18 protein-coding genes are annotated in these 21,412 nt (G+C 52.8%); 8 read left to right on the top strand and 10 right to left on the bottom strand.

Annotated features, from left to right (window positions below; genetic code table 11):
• Positions 1-174: 174 nt before the first annotated feature.
• Entirely contained in the window at positions 175-909 is a 735-nt protein-coding gene (gene aqpZ, locus SH668x_RS14400; RefSeq protein ID WP_437185764.1) for an aquaporin Z, read from the bottom strand.
• A gap of 327 nt (positions 910-1,236) precedes the next feature.
• On the opposite strand from aqpZ, the gene SH668x_RS14395 reads away from it, so the two are divergent.
• A complete protein-coding gene (locus SH668x_RS14395; protein ID WP_437185763.1) occupies positions 1,237-2,367 on the top strand; it encodes an FtsW/RodA/SpoVE family cell cycle protein in 1,131 nt (376 codons plus the stop codon).
• Between the two features lie 25 nt (positions 2,368-2,392).
• On the opposite strand, the gene SH668x_RS14390 is transcribed toward SH668x_RS14395, so the two are convergent.
• The gene (locus SH668x_RS14390; protein ID WP_437185762.1) at positions 2,393-3,262 is read right to left on the bottom strand and encodes an SDR family oxidoreductase; all 870 of its coding nucleotides are present in this window, start codon (positions 3,260-3,262) and stop codon (positions 2,393-2,395) included.
• A gap of 81 nt (positions 3,263-3,343) precedes the next feature.
• A complete protein-coding gene (gene ychF, locus SH668x_RS14385; protein ID WP_437185761.1) occupies positions 3,344-4,435 on the bottom strand; it encodes a redox-regulated ATPase YchF in 1,092 nt (363 codons plus the stop codon).
• A gap of 208 nt (positions 4,436-4,643) precedes the next feature.
• Here ychF and SH668x_RS14380 point away from each other — a divergent pair, with 208 nt between their 5' ends.
• Positions 4,644-5,540 (top strand): aldo/keto reductase, encoded by an 897-nt coding sequence (locus SH668x_RS14380; RefSeq protein WP_437185760.1) that lies wholly within the window; start codon positions 4,644-4,646, stop codon positions 5,538-5,540.
• A 172-nt stretch (positions 5,541-5,712) separates the two neighbouring features.
• On the top strand, positions 5,713-6,798 hold the full coding sequence (locus SH668x_RS14375; RefSeq protein ID WP_437185759.1) for an NADH:flavin oxidoreductase/NADH oxidase: 1,086 nt from the start codon (positions 5,713-5,715) through the stop codon (positions 6,796-6,798).
• 618 nt (positions 6,799-7,416) lie between these two features.
• Here SH668x_RS14375 and SH668x_RS14370 read toward each other — a convergent pair.
• Positions 7,417-9,030, bottom strand: coding sequence for a hypothetical protein (locus tag SH668x_RS14370; protein WP_437185758.1), 1,614 nt, complete (start codon positions 9,028-9,030; stop codon positions 7,417-7,419).
• Positions 9,031-9,543: 513 nt separating this feature from the next.
• On the opposite strand from SH668x_RS14370, the gene glmS reads away from it, so the two are divergent.
• Positions 9,544-11,406: a glutamine--fructose-6-phosphate transaminase (isomerizing) gene (gene glmS / locus SH668x_RS14365; RefSeq protein WP_437185757.1), complete on the top strand. Its 1,863-nt coding sequence runs from the start codon at positions 9,544-9,546 to the stop codon at positions 11,404-11,406.
• A 238-nt stretch (positions 11,407-11,644) separates the two neighbouring features.
• Here glmS and SH668x_RS14360 read toward each other — a convergent pair whose 3' ends face one another.
• The 3 genes from SH668x_RS14360 to SH668x_RS14350 form a co-directional block, all read right to left on the bottom strand.
• Positions 11,645-12,154, bottom strand: a complete 510-nt coding sequence (locus SH668x_RS14360) for a DUF2721 domain-containing protein (RefSeq protein WP_437185756.1) — start codon at positions 12,152-12,154, stop codon at positions 11,645-11,647.
• Between the two features lie 93 nt (positions 12,155-12,247).
• Complete coding sequence (locus SH668x_RS14355; RefSeq protein WP_437185755.1) at positions 12,248-13,597, bottom strand: (Fe-S)-binding protein; 1,350 nt, start codon at positions 13,595-13,597, stop codon at positions 12,248-12,250.
• A gap of 505 nt (positions 13,598-14,102) precedes the next feature.
• A complete protein-coding gene (locus SH668x_RS14350; RefSeq protein ID WP_437185754.1) occupies positions 14,103-14,963 on the bottom strand; it encodes a bestrophin family ion channel in 861 nt (286 codons plus the stop codon).
• A 260-nt stretch (positions 14,964-15,223) separates the two neighbouring features.
• Here SH668x_RS14350 and SH668x_RS14345 point away from each other — a divergent pair, with 260 nt between their 5' ends.
• Positions 15,224-16,501, top strand: a complete 1,278-nt coding sequence (locus SH668x_RS14345; RefSeq protein WP_437185753.1) for a putative sensor domain DACNV-containing protein — start codon at positions 15,224-15,226, stop codon at positions 16,499-16,501.
• Between the two features lie 127 nt (positions 16,502-16,628).
• On the top strand, positions 16,629-16,832 hold the full coding sequence (locus SH668x_RS14340) for a hypothetical protein (protein ID WP_437185752.1): 204 nt from the start codon (positions 16,629-16,631) through the stop codon (positions 16,830-16,832).
• Between the two features lie 375 nt (positions 16,833-17,207).
• On the opposite strand, the gene SH668x_RS14335 is transcribed toward SH668x_RS14340, so the two are convergent.
• On the bottom strand, positions 17,208-17,342 hold the full coding sequence (locus tag SH668x_RS14335) for a hypothetical protein (protein WP_437185751.1): 135 nt from the start codon (positions 17,340-17,342) through the stop codon (positions 17,208-17,210).
• A 124-nt stretch (positions 17,343-17,466) separates the two neighbouring features.
• On the opposite strand from SH668x_RS14335, the gene SH668x_RS14330 reads away from it, so the two are divergent.
• Positions 17,467-18,159, top strand: a complete 693-nt coding sequence (locus SH668x_RS14330) for a hypothetical protein (protein WP_437185750.1) — start codon at positions 17,467-17,469, stop codon at positions 18,157-18,159.
• A gap of 92 nt (positions 18,160-18,251) precedes the next feature.
• Here SH668x_RS14330 and SH668x_RS14325 read toward each other — a convergent pair whose 3' ends face one another.
• Together SH668x_RS14325 and SH668x_RS14320 are read right to left on the bottom strand one after the other, a co-directional pair.
• Positions 18,252-19,319, bottom strand: coding sequence for an Ldh family oxidoreductase (locus SH668x_RS14325; RefSeq protein ID WP_437185749.1), 1,068 nt, complete (start codon positions 19,317-19,319; stop codon positions 18,252-18,254).
• 53 nt (positions 19,320-19,372) lie between these two features.
• A complete protein-coding gene (locus SH668x_RS14320) occupies positions 19,373-19,915 on the bottom strand; it encodes a hypothetical protein (RefSeq protein ID WP_437185748.1) in 543 nt (180 codons plus the stop codon).
• A 142-nt stretch (positions 19,916-20,057) separates the two neighbouring features.
• On the opposite strand from SH668x_RS14320, the gene SH668x_RS14315 reads away from it, so the two are divergent.
• Complete coding sequence (locus tag SH668x_RS14315; protein ID WP_437185747.1) at positions 20,058-21,227, top strand: M24 family metallopeptidase; 1,170 nt, start codon at positions 20,058-20,060, stop codon at positions 21,225-21,227.
• Positions 21,228-21,412 lie beyond the last annotated feature (185 nt).

The raw sequence follows: 21,412 nt of genomic DNA, 5'->3' as shown, positions 1-21,412 counted from the left end.
GCTTATCCGGTTTGCAAGGATTGGAAAGTCATGGGAGTTAGACTCCTCAAAATCGGACTCATTGGAGAAGCGGCATGTTGAACTCCGGAAACAGAAGTGCCGAAATGTCACCATCGCTGACACGATCATTCAGCGAAGGGAAATTCCGGCACAACCGTCACTGTGGAAAAGAGACTATCGCGGAGCGTCAGTCGTCTTTTTCTCACTGAGCAATGGATAGACGACCCCTGCGAGTGCACCTCCGATTATCGGGGCGACCCAGAAAATCCAGAGTTGTTGAATCGCCCATCCGCCGACAAAGATCGCCGGGCCAGTGCTACGAGCAGGATTGACCGAAAGATTCGTGACGGGAATCCCAATCAGGTGAACCATTGTTAATGCCAGGCCAATCGCGATCGGTGCGAAGCCCGCTGGGGCGTTGGCGTGCGTCGCTCCAAGGATGACGAACACGAAGAAGAACGTCAGGACGACTTCCGCGACAAACGCTGCCATCATCGAGTAGCCGCCAGGAGAGTGCTCCCCGTAGCCGTTCGACGCGAAACCTCCAGCGAGATCGAAACCCGCCTTTCCACTAGCAATCAAGTACAGAACGGCAGCACCAGCGAGTCCACCGATCACTTGCGCGATGATGTAGGGGATCAGATCCTGAACGGGGAAACGCCGAGCGACGGTCAATCCGACGGAAACTGCGGGGTTCAGGTGGCAGCCAGAGATGTGTCCAATCGCGTATGCCATTGTCAGAACCGTAAGTCCGAATGCGAGTGAAACACCCACGAAGCCGATCCCCAAATTGACATTGTTGTTCGTTGCATCAAGAAATTTTGCTGCAAGCACAGCGCTTCCGCATCCTCCGAAGACCAGCAGGGAGGTTCCAAAGAACTCTGCAATCAGTTTTACAGCGATGTTCATGAAAAGACTTTCGTTAAAAAATGACTCAAAAAAGGGATCTGAAATTCACGGGTTCCAATGAAATTTCAATGTGATTCGATTTGATGGAATCACCGATAATTTCAATGCTTCCGCTTAACGTAATCACCTGTTGACAGTCAGATAGACCAATCTTCCCGAGATTTTTTGAGTTCAGGTCTAGTCCCGAGAACTCGGCAATTGCGAGTTCCTCTTCTAGATCTCAAATGATTCATTTAACATCAATCGAAGTGTGTTTTTGCTGCGATGGGGTGCTGCGTTTCAGTCTGTAAGTCGATCAGTCTGGAACGACCAAAAGTCGGGTGAGGGATGTTTCAGGGAAGAACATTTCCGGTTTCTCTATGTCTGCTACTGATCACGGCGATGTTGATCGTCTGGATGGGATTGAGCGGAATTACGCGCGGAGATGAACTGGAAGGCTCTGGAAATTTTGCTCAAAAGCAGATCATCTGGTTGGCATTGGCATCAATCGCCGCGACGGTTTGCTGGATGATTCCCTATCAGACATTTAAAGGGTTCAGCATCCCGTTTTATGTGCTTGTCGTGATCATGCTGATTGCTGTTTATTTCTTCCCACCGAAATTCGGAGCCAGACGCTGGATTCCACTGGGGCCAATTTCTCTGCAGCCCTCGGAACTCGCCAAACTGGCTCTCATCATGTTTCTCAGCGAGTACCTGATGTTTCGTAAGAATCATCGAACTCTCGTCGGACTGATCCTACCATTCACGATGACCATGATTCCGGTGTTGTTAATTTTGAAAGAGCCGGACCTTGGAACCGCGCTACTTTTCTTCCCGGTGCTTTTCGCGATGCTGTACACCGCCGGGGCAAAACGATGGCATCTGGTCGCGACGGTTCTTGCGGGCATCGTCTGTTCCCCAATTGTCTGGATAAACATGAGCGCCGAGCAGAAATCTCGAGTGACCGCTACATTCATGCAGCAGGACGGGGCAGCTCCTGACATGGGCGACGGCTTTCACCTGCACCAGTCAAAGCAGATGCTCTCGCTGGGGGGCGTTTGGGGAAGTCAGTTTGGAGGTCAAGCAGTCGACGATCCTTATGCCTACCGACTTCCCGCTGGTCGAACAGACTTCGTGTATTGCCTGGTCGGGGAACGTTTGGGATTATTCGGGACTCTCGGAACACTTTTGCTCTACGCGATTTTTGTGCTCTCCGGCCTTCATTTGGCAGCGACCACACGTGATCCCTATGGACGTCTCATGTGCACCGGAATCGTGACTCTCTTGGCGACGCAGGTGGTGGTCAACACCTCGATGACCGTTGGTCTGACACCCATTACCGGTTTGACTCTGCCGCTGATGAGCTATGGCGGGTCCAGTCTGGTTTCAGTCGGTGTGTCGATCGGGATTTTGCTGAACATCGCACAATCTCCGGGATTTGATGTCGCCGGCCAGCCATTCCAGTTCCCTGAGAAATAGTTGGCGAACTGAGAAGTCGGCTTGCTTACCGAGTTCCATTCGCTGCAGCATTCAGCAACTCCGTGATCGCCTGCAGTGCATTCGGGAACTGAAAGGAAACTCCCAGTTCCTCCTTTAACTTGGTGATGCTGCATCTCTTGTTCAAAGAGTTCGGGACGCTGCACTCGTACGTCGGTTCTGGCGAACCAATTGCTCTCGCAATTCCGCTGTAAAATTCGCGTCTGAGAAGCGGCGTTTCGTCACTCGCAAGATAAAGCGGCGCGGGGGAAGGGGTGGAAACCACCCTGCTGATGACCTGTACAATGTCTTCCAGGTGAATCAGGTTCAGCCAGGACTCCGGATTGGCTTGAATCGGCAATTGTGCCACTAACTGATCACGACGGGCAATCAATCGTCCCGGTCCGTAAATCCCTGAAAGCCGAACAATCGTTCCGCTCGATTGCCCTTGGTTCTCCGGGTAAAACTCTCGTAAAACCTGTTCCGCTTCCAGGCAGATCTTTCCTCCTTCTGAAGTCGGGACACAAGGAGAATTCTCGTCGACAAATTCTCCATCATCCTGACCGTAAACGCTCGTACTGGAAATGTAGATGAGTCGAGGGATTTTGCGAGAAATGACATCGAGAACGTTTCTCAGACCATCCACATAGACGGACCGTTTGTCAGCATTCGCATGTCGATCGAAACCGACCGCGTACAGGCAGAGGTCAGCATTCGGTAATGCTTGCAGCGAACTTGGTTCGAGTACGTCTCCAATAATCGGAGTGATTCCAAGTTGCTGAAATTCCTGGGACCGGTTCGTCTGACGAGTCAAGGCTGAGACGGTGTCTCCTAACGCAAGGCGTGATTGTGCGAACTTCAATCCGACGTAGCCGCAGCCGATAATCAGCACATTCATTAGTCACCTCGCCATAAAAAAAAGCCACGTTCAATGCTGTTCTACAGGCAAGGAACGTGGCGAAACGATTTCAATCCGAAGTTAGACATTGAACAGGAAGTGGCAAATGTCTCCATCCTGCATGACGTATGCTTTTCCTTCGACTCGCAATTTGCCGGCCTGGCGAATCGCCGCTTCTGTCTGGTGATTCTGAAGGTCTTCGACAGAGTAAACTTCTGCGCGAATGAACCCACGTTCGAAATCGGTATGGATGACTCCCGCAGCCTGAGGAGCAGTTGCACCGATTGGAATTGTCCAGGCGCGAAGCTCTTTCGGACCCGCAGTAAAGTAGCTCTGTTGCCCAAGCGTATGATAGATCGCTCGCGCCAGTACTCCGAGTGAAGCTTCGGTCAACCCGACCGACTCCAGCATCTCAGCGCGATCTGCTGGTTCCAACTCAGCGATCTCGGACTCGAGTTTTGCACAAATGGGGACGACGTCCGCGCCGCTCTTCTTGGCGTATTCACGAACCTGAGTCACGAGTGCTCCGGTTCCTTCAAGGTCGTTCTCATCAACGTTGGCGACGTAGAGGATTGGCTTGATGGTCATCATGCCGAATCCGTCGAGAATTTTCTTTTCGGATGGTTCCCATTCCAGCGTGCGGAGTGGTTGAACCTGATCGAGTGCCTTCAGGCATTTTTCGATCACAGCGACTTTCTCTTTCGCTTCTTTGTCGCCGGTGCGGGCTGCCCGTTCCGCTTTGGCCTTGCTGTTTTCGAGCGTCTGCATATCCGCGAGGATCAACTCGGTTTCAATTGTTTCGATATCCGAAAGTGGATTCACGCCACCTGCGACGTGCGTCACGTCCGGATCTTCAAAACAGCGGACAACTTGAAGAATGGCATCGACTTCGCGAATGTGACTCAGAAATTTGTTCCCGAGACCTTCCCCTTCGCTGGCCCCTTTGACAATTCCTGCGATGTCGACGAGCTTGAGAGCAGCAGGAATGGTTTTCTGTGGATTGAAGAATTTGGCAATGATCTCCAAGCGTCCATCTGGCACGCTGACAACCCCTTCGTTGGGATCGATGGTGCAGAATGGGTAATTCGCACTTTGAGCCGCTTTGGAGGATGTCAGTGCGTTAAAAAGGGTGCTCTTCCCCACGTTAGGGAGACCAACGATGCCAGCTTCCATGTTTCAGCGTCACTTGCTCGAGAGAAGTTGATTCAGTTGTTTCGGCTCATCGCGGACAGATCGCCATGAAGAAACGAAACGCATTATTTCAGGCTGTCACGAAATTGAAAGCTCACAGAAGAATTCCATCGGAATTCTCGCAGGGGTCGAGAACTTCTGGATAGGGAGTTACAGTGAAGGTTGCCTGAGAATCAAGAGGAGATTTCCGATGCTACTACGTAAAAAACTGGGGCAAACCGGGTTGGAAGTGACTCAACTCGGATTTGGAAGTATGGGGCTGCGTGGGGCGAGAACATGGGGCGTGCGCGTTGTTGAAGATGATCACGCGGAGCGAATTCTGAATCAGGTGCTCGATTCCGGAATTAATTTTATTGACACTGCGCCCGACTACGGAGCGGCAGAGGAGCGAATCGGACGGTTCATTTCCCATCGTCGTGGTGAATTTATCCTGGCAACCAAATGTGGATGCGATCCAATTCAACATGCGAATCAGTTGGAAATCGTTCATGTATGGACTCCCGGGGTTCTGGAGCGAAATATCGAGTCGAGTCTCATCAGGATGCGGACAGACTACATCGACCTGTTGCAATTCCACGGAGGCGATGCAGATCAGTTGGAAAAACTGGGATTAATTGAACTTCTCCACGATTTTCAACGGCAGGGAGTGGTTCGGTATCTCGGTGCATCCAGTTCTCTCCCGCAACTGTCTCGGTTCATCGAACTGGGGATCTTCGATGTCGTTCAAGTCCCCTATTCGTGTCTCGCTCCGCAGCATGATGCGATCATGAAGCAGGCAGCCGCGCAGGGTGCCGGAGTGATCATTCGTGGCGGGATCGCACAAGGAGGCCCGGATGCCGAGATTCAGCGAGAGCACTTGAACCGCGTGTGGAATCAGGCTGGTCTGAATGAAATTCTGCCAGCGGAGATGACACGAGCGGAATTCATTTTGCGATCCACTCTGTCACATCCCGCTTGCTCCACAACGATTGTTGGAACTGCCAATGAGCAGCATTTGAAGGAAAACGTCGAAGCTGCGATGAAGGGACCGCTTTCCGATGAACTCGTAACAGAAATCAATCGGCGTGTTACAGCGGCACTTCAATGAACGGATTTCAGAATTGCCTTGAAACCCGTACTGACTGCATTGTTGTTAGAAATTCAACTTGGTAATTGGACGAGAAAAACCAGAAGTCTATCATCATTCAGGGCGTCTTGAGTCGTTGAGGTCGTAGCGACGTCAAACCGGAAACTGAAGAGAAACGTAAGGTGTAGCAGAAATGGCGAAGCTGTTTGATGAGTATCAGTTAAAGGACGTGACGCTCCGAAATCGAATTGGCGTCGCTCCCATGTGTCAGTACTCGGCGATTGATGGCTTCGTGAATGATTGGCATTACGTCCACCTCGGTTCACGCGCAGTCGGAGGTTCAGCACTGGTCATCGTCGAAGCAACGGGCGTTGCTGCTGAGGGGAGAATCTCTCCAAACTGCACCGGTATCTACTACGAAGAACATGTAAATGCCTTCGCTCCAATCGTCAAACTGATCAAGGACCATGGTTCAGTTCCAGGGATTCAGATTGCCCATGCCGGCCGAAAAGGAAGTGCTGCTGCTCCGTGGTTAGGCGATCATCATCTCAAAGAAGAAGAAGGAGGCTGGGAAACCATTGCTCCTTCACCGGTTGCCTTCGGTGAAAATCTGTGGAAAGTTCCTCGGGAGATGACGCACGAGGACATTCGCCAAACGCAATCAGATTTCGTCGTCGCTGCTCAAAGAGCACTTGCTGCCGGGTTCGAATGGCTGGAGCTTCATTTTGCTCATGGCTATCTGGCTCACGAGTTCTATTCGCCGCTCTCGAATTTCCGGAAAGATGAATACGGTGGGAGTTTTGAGAATCGAATTCGCTTCATTATGGAAACATTCGAAGCCGTTCGCAAAGTCTGGCCGGAGCGATACCCGTTGACGGCCCGATTGTCAGTGACAGATTGGAATGAAAGTGGAGTCACCGTTGATGAGAGCATCGAACTTGTGAAACGGCTGAAGGCAGCGGGGCTGGACATGATCGACGTCAGCCACGGGTTTGTGGTGCCAGGAGTTTCCCAGATTCCTTGGGGACCAGGATTTCTCATCCCGACAGCCTCGCGGATTCGTAATGAGGCGGACATTCCAACTGCTTCGGGATGGATGCTGACAGAACCTCAGCAGGCCGAGCAGGCATTGCAGAATGGTGACCTTGATATCGTGCTGCTTGCCCGTGAATTGTTACGAGATCCACATTGGCCATACCGTGCTGCCATGGAATTGAAAGACACTCGATTAGAGGAAGTTCTTCCGATTCAATACCGGCGCGCCGTTCGTGAGCGGTGATGGATCATCTGAATGATTCGGTAGCCAACGAGTCTCAGGCCGTGCAATTGGCAGGTTCCAGCGAGTTGTGCGGCCATTTCAAAACCACTGTAACCACTTTTTTATATTCTGGTGGTGACAGGATCGTCACTCCCTGATATGAATTGCTCACACGAAAGATGGCTGTCCCTTGGATAAGGAGTCATTCGATGAGCATGGATGCTGCTTGCGTTCCGGTGTTGAGAGCAACTCAATCACAGAATTCAAAAGCGGGGCTAGCTCCGCTCCCGACCTCCAGACGCCAGCAATCCTGGGTCCATACCGAAAAGTTCATCGTGACGGCCCATCGAAAAACTCGCCGATGTCGCAAACGCTCAGGGTAGCCGCTGTCTCAAAAGAGTGTGGCGGCTAATGCTGGCAGAAGCTTGTTCAGGCGAAGTGTATCAGCTGTCGGAACGCGACTTTTTTTGTAGCGGCGTTCTAAGGAACGCTTTCTTCAGCTGCTTCCCCTATTTACAGCAACTTATTGCTGACCAAGTCTGCTCAGCCGACTCCGTTAACAGTCAGGCGTTCTGGCGGGATTCAATGCCGTTGTGAACGTTCATTGAGCAATGTCGCGTTGCATCGAGGCGTCAGTTGTTACTGAGCGAGCTTTGCAGCCGTCTCAACTTTTTCATCCATTGCATCAATTTTGGATGGAGTCGGAGCGGTCGGAGGCTGTCTCAGGATCGGCATTCCCCCTTTGAAGGGAGCGAGTGATTTCGGCCCAGAGGATGGTTGAAGTTTCATTCCTTCCGCCTGAATCGTCAAAGCTTTGTTTTCTTCGGCTTTCCCAGAGAGCTTCGTCACTTCGTTGGTAGCGTTTTCGCCGGACACTGGTTTGACATGCTCCGGAGGAGAGATCGGCGGAACCATGAGCACGGGGGGCTGGGTCGACTCTGTACTCCGATTGAGGTTGGTGGCACTCTCATCGCCGTTTTCGGTAGGGCTCTGGAACTCTACAGGGGATGTTTCCGCAGTCGGAGTCGCTGGTTCATTGGTGACAGAAACAGGTTTCGCTGTCACTTGCTCTGTGGTAGACGGAGTCTGCGGCTGCTGATTGGCGGTCTTTGGAACGGAGTCGCCATCAGGCTTGGCTTTGGTCCACTGTGCCACGGCGGAATTTGTTGTCGATCCGTTCGCGACATCATTACGGGTCGCGTTGGGAGAGAAATCTGGTTGCATTCGTTGTTTGAAGAGAATCAGTGCGTGCAGCGAGTGGTAGAGTGGTCCGCAATCAGCAGGTTGTGACGCGTTCTTAATCATGTCGTTGGCGAGCGTCTGGACTCCGAGGCGAACCCAGTTTTCGTTCAGTCGCTTACGAGGTAGTGCCACCATCAACCATTCCAGCATGTGGCCGGACGACTTGATGCGCTCGTTGAAGTCGTTACTCATTCCGCGCGCCTTGAAGAACTGCGTGGAAAACGAGCCATCCCGATTCATCATCGATTGGGCAGCAGAAATGTGTTGCTGAATTTTCTGGTCGGCCTCCAGCCAGCTTCCCTGAAGTCTGCCGTGCTTCTGCAGGTAGGCATTACGTGCATAGGCCAAAGCGAACAGGTTATGGCAACCGCCGCACGCGGAGTTGATCACTGGTGCCGCTGTCTGGATGCGAACCAGTTTCTCCATGCTCCAGGCTTCTCCTTCGCCATTCTTCCAGTGTGTGTCCTGATCCAGATAATGTGTCAGGAACCAGAGCGTCCAAGTCGTTTCTTCTTTGTCGTTGACTGAGTATTGGGCCTGCCGAACCATGTCTGCCATCGTGACTTTGCTGCCGTCAGCCAGAACGAATTGATGTGTCAACGGGAGGTCGCACATGGCGATGATCGACAAGGTCTGGTTGATGTGACCTTCAAAGTCGTACGGTGTCCCGTTGTATGGACGCGCTTTCGCCCCTGCGGAAGTCCGTTCGAACCAACGTTCCCCTTTGAATGTCGCCTTTGTGGACAAGTAGTCCAGAGCGTTGACGTATTCAGGGCCGTTTTTAATGGTGTAATTCGTGCGAAGCGCTAGAAGCCCGTGGAGAATCTGCCAAGGAGTATGCACCTGGAAATCAAGATTTCTCTGGCGGGTAACATTGATTGCTTGATCGACGAGCTGAACGAGTGGATCAGCAGGCACAGATGCAGCAGGTGCCTTGGTCGGATTCGCAAAAGCGGATGACGATCCGGCAAATATTGCCACAGTGCAGAGGACCGCGCAGAATTTTCGCATCGCAAATTTTCTATTGCTTGATCGGGTCGTTCGCCCAGCGAACAGGAGGGCAGAGAAGAGACGCCTGATGAAAACCTGCGGCGAAAACGTCCCTGTCCATCGCTTGGAGCGATGCTTTGATGACCCTTCAATATATCCGTACCCACTTCGAATCCGTACTCACATTGAGCATCGGAATCTTGGTGTTGAATGTCGACAGCTTTTTCCTCAACTCGGATGATTCCCGATGACAATCCCGTGTCTGGAGGAATAGGTGGTACAGAATAGATGATTTTCCCCAGACTGAAACAGTCTGTCTGGACTTTCTCCCCCTGTTTGGCCGACTGGCCACCCGGTTCGTGGCAATTTGGGGTAATTATCCTCCAGTGATCTGATCTTGACCTATTTTTGAAAATAGAAATAAGGTCCGCGAGCCATTCCACGACAAACATCTGTGGGCGAGCATGTGTTGATGCGGTCTCGAGGAGGGCTGACCCCTTTCCGAAAACGCCTAGAAATTGAGGATGATTTACGATGTGCGGCATTGTTGGGTATGTGGGACATCGTGACGTCAGTAATTTCCTGCTCGAGGGTTTGCATCGCCTCGAATACCGAGGTTACGACAGCGCTGGAGTGGCCATTGCGTGCGACAGCGGGATCCAGATTCGAAAAAAATCAGGTCAGGTCCGTGAACTCTCTTCGTTGATCGATTCGAGTCCGGTTCGTGGAACCGCCGGCATCGGGCATACCCGGTGGGCGACACACGGTGCGCCGACCGACGTCAATTCCCACCCACATACAGGCGGATCTGGCGAGGTCGTTCTCGTCCACAACGGCGTGATTGAAAATTACGCTTCATTGCGTCTACAGCTTCAAGGGCTCGGGTACGTTTTTCGTACCGAGACAGACACCGAAGCAGTCGCCCATCTGGTCGCGCACCATCTGGAAGAGCAGATAAAACTCGGCTCCGATGCATCGGCGTCAAGCACCTGCCTGGTGGCGGTCGAAATGACGCTTCGCATGCTCAAGGGGACATACGGCTTAGTGGTCATGTTCCGGGATTGTCCGGGGATGTTGATCGCTGCTCGTAACGGCAGTCCTCTCGTCGTCGGAATTGGGGAAAACGAATACTTCCTTGCAAGCGATGGAACCCCGCTGGTCGGGTACACCGATCAAGTGGTGTACATGGGAGACCACGAGATCGCCGTGCTAACAGCGGATCGAATGGAGCTGCTGCATCGCGACACAGGGCGTCTTCCACCTTCTATTAAGACGCTGAACCAGGTCTCCACCGATATTGAACTTGGAGACTATCCGCATTACATGCTCAAAGAGATTTTTGAGCAGCCGAACACTATTGAAAACGCATTACGTGGCCGTCTCGACGACGATGAAGCGACAGCACGCTTCGGCGGTTTGAATCTGACATCGCAGCAACTCCGGCATATCGATCGCATCGTGTTGACAGGGTGCGGAACAAGTTGGCATGCGGGGTTGGTCGGTGAGTATCTGATCGAAGAATTTGCCCGTATTCCCGTCGAAGTGGAGTATGCGAGCGAGCTTCGGTACCGCAATCCGCCGCTCACGGATCGTACGATGATCTTCGCGATCACCCAGAGTGGTGAAACCGCGGATACCCTGGCAGCGATGCGCGAATGCAAACGAAAAGGTCATCCGACACTCGCGATCTGTAACGTCGTCGGCTCAACGATCGCCCGCGAAGCGGACGGAGGGGTCTACCTTCACGCCGGTTCCGAGATCGGTGTCGCTTCGACAAAAGCATTCACTTCGCAAGTGACCGTGCTCACAATGCTCGCGCTGTACTTTGGCCGGATGCGCCATATGTCGTATCAGGCTGGCAAGAACATTATCCGCGCACTGCGGTCGATGCCTGAAAACGCAGAAAAAGCACTGCGATGTAATGATATGGTTGCGGAAATCGCAGCGAAGTACCACCACTGTTCCAACTTCCTCTATATGGGACGTTTGTACAACTTCCCAGTGGCGTTGGAAGGAGCTCTCAAGCTCAAAGAAATCAGCTACATCCATGCGGAAGGTTATCCAGCTGCCGAAATGAAGCACGGCCCGATTGCCTTGGTTGATGAGAACACCCCGAGCGTTTTCATCGTACCCAAAGGGGGAATCTATCCGAAGGTCTTGAGCAATCTTGAGGAAGTGAAGGCTCGCAAAGGTCCGGTGATTGCGATCGCCTGCGAGGGAGACCGAAGAATCGCAGAACTCGCCGATGAAGTCATCTATATCCCAGACACCGATGAATGTCTTGCACCTTTGATCACAAGTATTCCGTTGCAGCTACTCGCCTACCACATCGCAGTCATGCGGGGTTGTAACGTGGACCGACCTCGTAATCTTGCAAAGAGCGTGACGGTTGAATAGCTCAGTGTGAAGCATACGAAATTGAGAGAGCCGTTGATTCTGGTCGACGGCTCTCTTCGTTTTCGGATCTTGGCTTTCAACGATTTTGTCTCGCGAGGCACCAACTCGCCGTTCTCGATTCGGCAAATCGCCTAGATGACCGAAACCTGAATCAATCTTTTTGTTGACTCTGGCATAGGTCGAGGATGCGCGCAGATCCAGCAATTGCGAAGTCAAAGACAGAATTGTCAGCCACCGATCAGCCGAATTTATTGGCCGTTGCGTTTTCCGCCCGGGCTCTGACCAATGCGGCTCGCTTGCTCAGAACATTGATGGCGATCCTGGTTTCGGTAAGCAGCACAGTCGATCCATGGACAAGGCTTGAGACCGCAACAACGCCGGCGATGATCCCCGCGATTTCGGCCAGATAAACCACCGACATCACATTGAACGGTGCGATCACAGCTCCCAGAAGTGACAGCAAGGTTGACGATGCAAAACCTGCCATCGCAAGGTAAAAGCACCGCAACCCGGTCATCAGTAAAATTCCTCGATCTTCCGCAGCTGAGAGCTCGAAGAGCCGACGTTCGGCCACATCCGAGTTCATGTCTGTCTCAGTTTCGAGTTGCTTCGAAAGTTCGCGAGCTCTGTCGACGGCACGCGCGAGACGATTGCTCGTGCTCATAATGAGAACCGCTGCAGCATTCGTCAGAATCGCAGGTGCAACGATGAGAGAGAGGATTCCAAATGGATTTGTCGTCGCTTCCATGAAAGTTGAATCACTCCCGCACCAAGTGGATCCAAGACCGTCTACGCAATCAGTCGACTTTGGATCGGCACTATCATCGCTACTGTTCTGAAACTATTTCCCCTTGCCGCGATAGCTTTGTTCCAGTAGTTCGACGGGGTGAACGACTGGGATGTCTTCGCGACCAGCAGCTTTCAACATCGCCTGAATCTGCAATGAGCATCCCGCATTCGCGCAGACCACCGCTTCCGCGCCGGTTGCAAGAATGTTCTCTACCTTACGTCGGCCCAGACGATCGGCCATGTCTGGCTCGGTGAGATTATACGAACCAGCGGCGCCACAGCAAATTTCAGACTCGCCGAGCGGAACGACCTCGAGTCCCGGAATCGTACTCAGTAGCTGCCGGGGTTCGCTACGAATTTTCTGGGCGTGACACAAATGGCAGGCGTCGTGATAGGTGACTTTCTTCGCGACGGGCGTTTGAGGCTGTACAGGCCCCAACTTCGCCAGGAACTCATTGACATCCTGCGTTTTATCCGCGAGCGCCTGAAGCTTGTCGTGGACATCTTTCTTCTCAGGACAGATCTCTTCTGCCATGTGACCGTAATCTTTGATCATCGCCCCGCAGCCAGCGACGTTGATTACGACGGCATCTACCTGATCGATATCGAACGCTTTGGCATTCGCGAGAGCCGTTTCAATCGCAGGCTCACCCGCTCCAGAATGGTAGTGAATCGCTCCACAGCATTTTTGCGAAGTGGGGATGATTACATCACAGCCATTTCTTTGTAGAACCCTCGCAGTGTCCCAATTGACGTGCGGGAACATGGCATCCGCGACGCAGCCAGTGAAGAGAGCGACTGTTGCTCGCTTCGGTCCTTCAGCAGGCAGAAATCCGGGGAGTTCCGGACCACGTGCCTTCATCTTTGGAAGAAGCCGTTGCATCCGCTGGAGTTTCTGTGGAAGTAGCCGATTGAGACCGACCGCTTCCATGGCTCGGTCGAGCTTCAATTGCTGCATGATTCGCGCTGGCCAGAGTGCCCAGCGGAGTCGTTTTGCGTAGGGAAACAGCCCGTAAAGAATAAACGTTCGGAACCAGTCGAACTTTTCTTTTTCCCCGGCAGCGGGTTTGTGCATGGCGATTCGGAATGGCTCGATCAGACGGCCATACTGTACGCCGGATGGACAAGCTGTTTCACAACTTCGGCAATCCAGGCACAAATCAAGATGGCGTGAAACCGCCGGTGTTTGTTCGAGTCGTCCGTCGGTGACCGCTCTCATGAGATAGATGCGTCCGCGTGGACTATTGTTTTCGTCACCCGTTTCCAGATAGGTCGGGCAGGCAGCGGTGCACAGACCGCAATGAATGCAGTCGAGAAAGCGATCATACGGAATATTGGCTGTGGCACCGCTGGCTGTGTTTTTCGGCGTGCTCAGTTGCTGTAACTCCGGCGTGTAACTCATTCTGCACATTGTCCTGTGTTTTCTCGCAGGCGACACCAGTGTTTGGTGAAGTCCGGTCGAATTCGTCTTCTGAAAACTCAAAACAGCCATCGACGTCAGTGATTAAGAATCTGCTCGTCCCCGGTCCATCGGTCACGATGAGAATCGTGCCAATTTTTTGCGGCTTCCTGTGCAGCAATTCCGCAAGGCTGCCGTTGTCAGATTGTCAGGCTTGCGTCACTGAAGTCGTATCGTAATCGAATTGAATCACACTTACAGTCTCAACACACAATCATATGACAAGATCCTTTTGGATGTCGATTTGGTCGAGGGAAGAGGGAGGGGAGTTAGCATGACCACGTTTCCTTTGCCTGTCACCGCGTGTAAACGCTGCTTCCAATGGCGATCGACACGAGAGCGTTTCTTACAAGGGGGCGCGTTCCGGCGGTGAGTTACACAGCGTTTGAGCGTTTTTGTCGCCGTTCGCCGCCACACACATCTTAAACAGGTGCTAGTTAGACAGGTGCTAGCGGGCAGCGTCGATAAAGACCTGGTTGACTGAGTGCGCGATTGTCTGGCACAGACCGTCGAGATCGAGGTCGTCTTCGTCGTACCCGAACGGTTCTTCAACTTTTTCCGCCACGACTTCCAGCCCCACCATGAAGTAGGAGGTGAAGATGGTCAGCGGGATCGTCCACCATCCGAAGCTGTGTGAAACTCCCCAAGGAAAACTGATCAGAAACAGGCCGACACATTGCCGGGTGAACAACCGGTAGGAACCAACCACGCGAGTATTGCGAATTCTTTCGCACCCACCGCAAACCTGTAGCAGTTGCTGGGCATCCGCATCGATGACTCGAAGCTCCCAGATGTCGATTTTTCCGGCAGCTTTCCAGCTCGCGAGAACCGCGTAAATCTTCTGAACGACGTCTGTCGGGGCGTGCTCCTGGTTCGCACACTCCGGAAGGACCCCATCATTTCGGGAGCGGTGCATTTCGCGGCGGAGATTATCCCGCAGAATGAGGGCGAAGCCGACGATCAATTGACGAACGCGGTCGAGTTCTTCCCTCGACGCCGACGACAGAGTCGTCACTTTGATGGCCAAATTGCGGCTGCAGTTCACCAGCTGTCCCCAAAGTGTTCTCGCTTCCCACCAGCGGTTGTAGGCTGCATTGGTTCGAAACACCAAAAGCCAACCCAGCACAGTCGCGAGAGCGGCGTGAATATTGGTTGGAAGGTCGGCCAGTCCGGTCAGGTACTTGGAATCGATCAGGATCGGAATGATCGAGTAGATTCCGAGGGCGCCTGCATAAAGTGCGACGGTTCGAAGCGTGTGGCCAGTCATGACTGGCTGAACAATTCCTTGTTCTGGGCCGTTTTTGCTCATTCGCGATCTAAAAGTGGAAGTAATTCCGCGGGACACAATGGAGGGCGAAGCATACCTGATTGGAGTCTGTTCCTCTATTCGGGAATTGAGCAGATTTTTTGCGAGTCGATATAATCAGTGCTTTTAATCTCAATGAATTTTGGGAACCTCATGCGAAATTTCATCCTCTCCCGTAGACGAAATTCACATCTGTCCGAACCATGAAGATCTACGATAAGCTGTGAGTGATCATCCCAGTTATTGCAGGAAATGATTTCCACGTGGATACGTCAAATTTTATTTATTCGAGTCAGCTCTCGGACGAGACGCGGCAGCGTTGGAAGTCGACAGGAAATTCCCCGGAGAATTTGCCAGAAGACAGGATCCTCCGGCAACTGATCGACGCAGCGTATCAGGCCAGTCTCTTGCGTGAAGAAGGAGAACAGGTCAGTTGCCGCGTCATTTTCGCCACGCCAGAAGAATTGACGAAACTCCAACAAAATGAACTGGGACCGCTGGTCTGTCTGCGATTCCGGGAGATGCAGGCGCTCAGCGCCCATCAGATTCGAAAACTCGCCTTCTCGGCAGGCTTTTATCGCTCGTTACTCGGTGTGCTGATTGATCCGGTTGACGACTCGTTGAAAATCTGGGGAATCATCAACACTGGAACACGCTGGGTCAATCGGGTGTCGAGCGGACGACCTGAAGACCTGCCATTGCCCCCAAACCTTGTCATCCAGATTCATGGTCCAGGGCATCTGGTCATCGCCAGCGGGGATCTGCGACTTTTTGAGACCTCGGGAGGAATTTTACGAGCAGATGGATTCGATCCATTTGAGTCGCGGTGGCTTCCGGAACGGTTTCGGACCGTCAAATTGGCCATGGACGCCATTCTGGAGTCGGACGGGCACGATCATGAAACTCGGATCTGTAATGAGTTTATGAAGTGTGCAGCGCAGAGTGTCGTTCGCCGCGCGATTGGCCTGATTCGAACCCGTGGCCATGGTGGGATGCTCACTTACATCTGCGAACAGGAAGATGCAGCGAGTGTGGCCCATCGCTGGTTCCGGTTTCGGGTCTTCTTCGAACAGGATGACGGAGCAAAACGGTTCCGCCTGCTTCTGTTCCGATTGGTGAAGTCTTTGATTCGCGTTGGGAAAGAGCGGGGATTAAATGTCGTCACCTGGGACGATTTTCAATGGCTCGTCGATGCGGAGATCCAGGCGTTGGATGAAGCGCTCATCGAGTTCTCTCATCTGCTCGCGGACTTCATGAGTGTTGATGGAGCGCTGGTTCTGGACCGTTCATTCCGGGTGATTGGATTCGGAGCGGAGATCCTCGGTGACACGCATGTTTCGGTGATTCATCGTGCAGTAGATCTGGAAGCAACTCTAACTGTCGCGGAATCAGCAGATGCCTCCGGAACACGGCACCGGGCAGCCTATCGTCTGGTCAGCGGTGTGCCAGATGTCATTGCATTGGTTGTGTCACAGGATGGAGCAGTCCGGTTCGTTGCGAATCACAACCAGAAACTGACATACTGGCCGTATCTCCCTTAGTTTCGCATGCTGCGGGAGTATTTTGCGGAATTTCTGTAAATTCATTCCGGGTATCTGTTGTCTCCTCGAGTTAGTTTGCGGGTAGTTGTGCAGAAATCCCGCAGCGAAACAGCGTCTGATCAAGGAGATGATGATGGGCTCCGACAATCGACCAGCCTCGGGCAGCGATGATCAAACGTCAGAATTGCAGGCTGTACTCGAACCGAGTTTAGAGCCACGCCCTCGAATCAATTCAGTCTGGACGCTACTCCGATTCCTCTTCGGTTGGAAGATGCCGGTGAATCGCCGGGATTACATCGTATTCTTCGGCGGGACACTCCTGCTCTACTAACTGATCCAGGCGGTCATTGATTACGCCTTGACGGGGCAGATTTTACTGCCGACCGATCTCGTCATGCCAATGCCTTTGCGTCATCTGTTGCACAGCGAGTCTCTGAGTGGGGGACCGGCTGGCATCCCAGTGGATCGAATTGGTTCAGAGTGGGCGATGCTTTGTCAGTCTTTGCTGATATTTATTGTCTTGTGTATCGGGATTTCGATGAGCCTTCGAAGGGCTGTCGATGCAGGGATATCGCCGACGTTCTCCGTTTTTGTCCTGTTTCCGCTACTCAGCGCTGCGATCATTACTGGTTTGGCCGTGATGGAATCTGATCCGAAGGCAAATCGTCAAAGTGCTTCGAGTCTTCCGTCCAAGATTTCCCCCCTACTACTCTGCCTGGCTGTCTGGACTCGCGACCTCTGCGGTCAGCCTCCCATTTGTGGCGATCCTTGCTAACGTCGAATCGTACGGTCTGGCGATGTTCCTGCTCATCCCCATTTTGTCGGGAATTTTTGCAGTCATGATGAACTCGCGATTATGTCCCAATCAGTCCATCAGGTCTGCTCTAAGTGTTGGGTTTCTATCAGTATCCCTGATGGGATTATTGATTTTGTGCTTCGCATTCGAAGGAATGGTCTGCTTGTTCATGGCTGCCCCGATCATGTTGCCCTTGGGGGCGATTGGGGGGCTCGTGGGGTATGCGTGCGTTCATAATGAGAAGACCCCACTACAACTCATGCTGTTGATGATTTTCACAATTCCGCTCATGATGGGAATCGAAAAAATCACGCATACGCCTCGCGAATTTCTTGTTTCGACGGTTGTCGACATCGATGCACCGAGAGAGCAGGTTTGGAAAACGGTGCTCGAGTTTCCGGAATTGCCTCCGCCTGATGAAATCTTCTTTCGGGCTGGCATTGCGTACCCGATTAAAGCAGAGATTCAAGGTCATGGTGTGGGGGCTATTCGACGATGCATCTTTTCAACGGGAGCTTTTGTCGAACCGATTACGGTGTGGGACGAGCCGAAACGTCTGGCGTTTGACGTCGCGGAGCAACCGCATTCCATGACGGAGTTGTCCCCGTATCCCAATTTGCATCCACCGCATTTGGATAATTCATTGAGGAGTAATCGCGGGGAATTCCTGCTGGAAGAGCTCCCTGGCAATCGGACCCGTTTGATCGGGAACACGTGGTATGAATTGGAAATCTATCCTCACGCGTACTGGACGATCTGGACGCAGGGCCTGATTCACCGCATTCATCTTCGCGTTCTTGAGCACGTCAAAGTTCATGCTGAAAAAGACTACGCCTCCAGCCAAGGCGCCCAGACCGAGTGACCGAGGCAATTGGCACTCGCCCAGCGATGCGGTTCATGCATGCGGTTCAGTATGTGCGCGCCACTCGCCACGATTTTATTCGAAAGCCGTGACTACCAGCTGACTTCAATTTTACGCTTGATCGCGAGTTCTTTGAGTTCAGCTGCGATGGCGATATGAACCGGAATTCCGTGTTCCATTGCGTCGGCGTAGCAAGCTGCTCCACGGTCACCCGGAATGCGTACTGGTTCCGCCGGATTCGTCGGAGGAAGATTTCGAATCTCTTCCAGTGTCGTATGAATCTCTGCCGCGAACTGGTCGATGTTACAGAACTTCGTGGGGTCGAGAGCAATGAAAAAGTGCTGCGAGTCTTCCGCATCGACGCGACGTTTCTTGTGAATCGGCATCCACCCTCCGCAAAGCGGTCCAGCCAGAATCGAACAGAGCATCGATAGACCAAAGCCGAGTGCTCCTCCGTTGGGCAGCATGGCAGCGGCGGCTTGTAACGAAGTTGTCGGTGATCCATCAACATCGAAGATGGTTTCGTCTGGCAGCGGGATGCCGTAACGTTCCAGAAGACGCATCTTTCCCCACGACTCAAACCCGCAGGCACTGTCGAAAACCAACGGGTGATGGTTTTGCACAGGAACCGCATAGGCAAGAGCGCAGTTTCCAACGGCACCGAAATTTGTTCCGGGAGCAGTGACGGTCGCCCCGCCAGTACTGGTCAGGCACAGTCCGATCATCCCGGCTTCAGCGATGAGTCTGACATAAATGTCCGCTGCGCCTAAGGTCTGGCTGTTCGAGACCACGACAACGCCGACTCCCATAGTTTCTGCTTTTTCGACCGCCAGCTCAGCAGCTTTCGTCGCTGCGATCGCGCCGACGGCACGGCTGCCGTTCAGGACTGCAAAGCAGGGAGCTTCGGTTGTTGTCAGAACCCGAGCGCGAGGGTCGATATCGCCGATGTCAATCGCTGCGAGAATGCGTGTGAAGTTCCCCAATCCATGCGATGGGACGCCGTAAAGATCTGCTTCGACCACTCGTTTCGCAACGAGTTTCGCATCGAACTGGAACATGCAATTCTTGACCAGAAGTTTCTCAAGAACACGTTCCAACTCTTCTGGACGGAGCCGGACTTCCTGTGCAGGATCGACCGGGATCGGAAGTGAAGAGGACATGATTGAGTCGATTCTGGATAAAGGAGCTGATTCGGACTTCCTGCAATGGATCGTCAGATTCTACGGGTCCGGTACGCAGGTGCCAACACTATGGGCGTTTCAGTGATTCTCTTCAGACGATCGATGAGCTTCGAGCTTGAAGATTGTTCGGGCAAGCTCGAGCGGAGTAGCTCAGACGCGCCGGAGTTCAATTGATCCTGAACTGACTGAATTTCCGCTGATACCGATTGCATGAAGCTGTTGAGTTCGGGAGCATCTAGATCGCGTCGAAGGAGTTCGGTGACGGTCTCTGTCCGATTGCGGATCATTCTGGCCAACGTGTTTCCCTGTGTCCTGTACAATGCGCCGCCCGCGAATGCTCGCAGTAACTGATTGTCTCCATTGAAGTAGAACACAGGATCGTCGTTTAGAAAGAGTGCAATCCGGCCATCGTCACGAATCCCTGCCACGAGGCATCGCGACTGCATTGGAAGCTGAAATTCCCATCGTGATTGGTAGCTGGAAATTTCCGCGAAGAGATCTTCTCGCGGCAATTCATTGCGAGCCATGCGCACAGGACCTTCAAGAACATTGGAAATCTCGTTGAAGAGACTCATCGAACTTCTCAAAGGGTAGTTTAGGCGAACTATCATTGGTATGGTGATGGGAGTGATGTCGTTTGAATAACGATGCTCGTTGATCAACACGAATTGCCCTCAATGATTGAACTGGGTCTGGTTAGCTGTCCGGGAAGGGTCGATGTCACTGACTGCACTTGCTCCTGATTCGCCAATTTCGTCGGCAGAAATCCCACTGGTTGACGGGACTCGGCTGGAAGAGATTATGCGTCGGCATTCTCAGCTGTCCGACTATCTGCGTGAGAGTGGTTACGAGAGTCTGCTGATTCGAGACCCTGCAAATTACGCTTGGGCGACTTGCGGAGGACGCAATACGAGACAAGGGAATTCTGTTCCATTTGCGACGCTGATGGTCACTTCGGATGCGCGGGTCATATTGACGAGTAATGTGGATTCCGGGCAGATTTTTGATCGCGATCTCATGGGGCTTGGCTTTCTGCTGAAAGAACGTCCCTGGACGGAAGATTTTCGCGTCCTGTGCGAGGATGTCAGCCGGGGCAGGAAAACTCTTTCCGACTTCGATCTTGCCGAAGCAGATCAAGTGCCGGACGATTTCTCTGCCTTTCGACAACAGTTCAGCGAGTATGAACGAACCCGGATTCGCGAACTTGGTCGAGAACTTGCTCACGCTGTTGAAGCGACTGCCCGGAATTTTGAACACGGCGCGACGGAAGCCGAAATTGCAGGTCATCTTGCGCATCGCCTGATTAAGCACGAAATCAATCCTGTTCAGATTCAAGTGATGGCAGACCGCCAAGGTTGGCGCTATCGGCACTGGGGGTACGGCCCTGATCGAGTTGAGCGCCATTGCGTGATCTCCGCAGTGGGGATGCGGCGCGGGCTACACGCAGGGACTGCTCGAACTGTCAGTTTTGGTGCTCCATCAGAGGAAATGCAGGCAGAGCATCGACTGGCCAATGTCGTGCTGGCAACTGGGATGTTTTTTACTCAGGCTGGCTGGAGCATTTCAGAGACTTGGGCGCGCGTTGCCAGAATCTATGAAAAATTTGGGATTCCTAATGAGTGGCGGTGCGCAGAGCAGGCGGAAGTTCTCGGGTACAGTCCTCACGAAATCTCTGTCATGCCGAACTCGAAGTCGAACTTTCAATCGGGGCACGCTGTCTTTTGGCATCCGAGCGTGAAATCCACCCTTGTCGGGGACACCATTCTTATTCGTGATGAAAACAGCGAAGTCATCACTCCGTCCCACAATTGGCCAATGATTTCGGTCGAAGTGAAGGGAGATGTCATCGAGCAGGCCGGAATTCTGATCCGAGAAATTCGCCGTTAGACTGCCACTTTGTCGCGTGGAGATCACCTCAGCGATCCTGATGGCGGTTCAGTGAAGCGTCGCGTGCGTTTAAATTTGGAGTCTCAATTCTGCTTTTGACTCTCTGGCGACTTGGTGTCCCGACGGTCGTCCGCGGGTTGTCGCCTGTGCTCCGCCCGAAATTGAACTACAATCCGGGCTCATTC

The sequence above is a fragment of the Planctomicrobium mucosum genome (assembly GCF_051466335.1).
In the GTDB taxonomy this organism is placed as follows: domain Bacteria; phylum Planctomycetota; class Planctomycetia; order Planctomycetales; family Planctomycetaceae; genus Planctomicrobium.
This window is presented reverse-complemented; position numbering and strand designations above follow the sequence as displayed.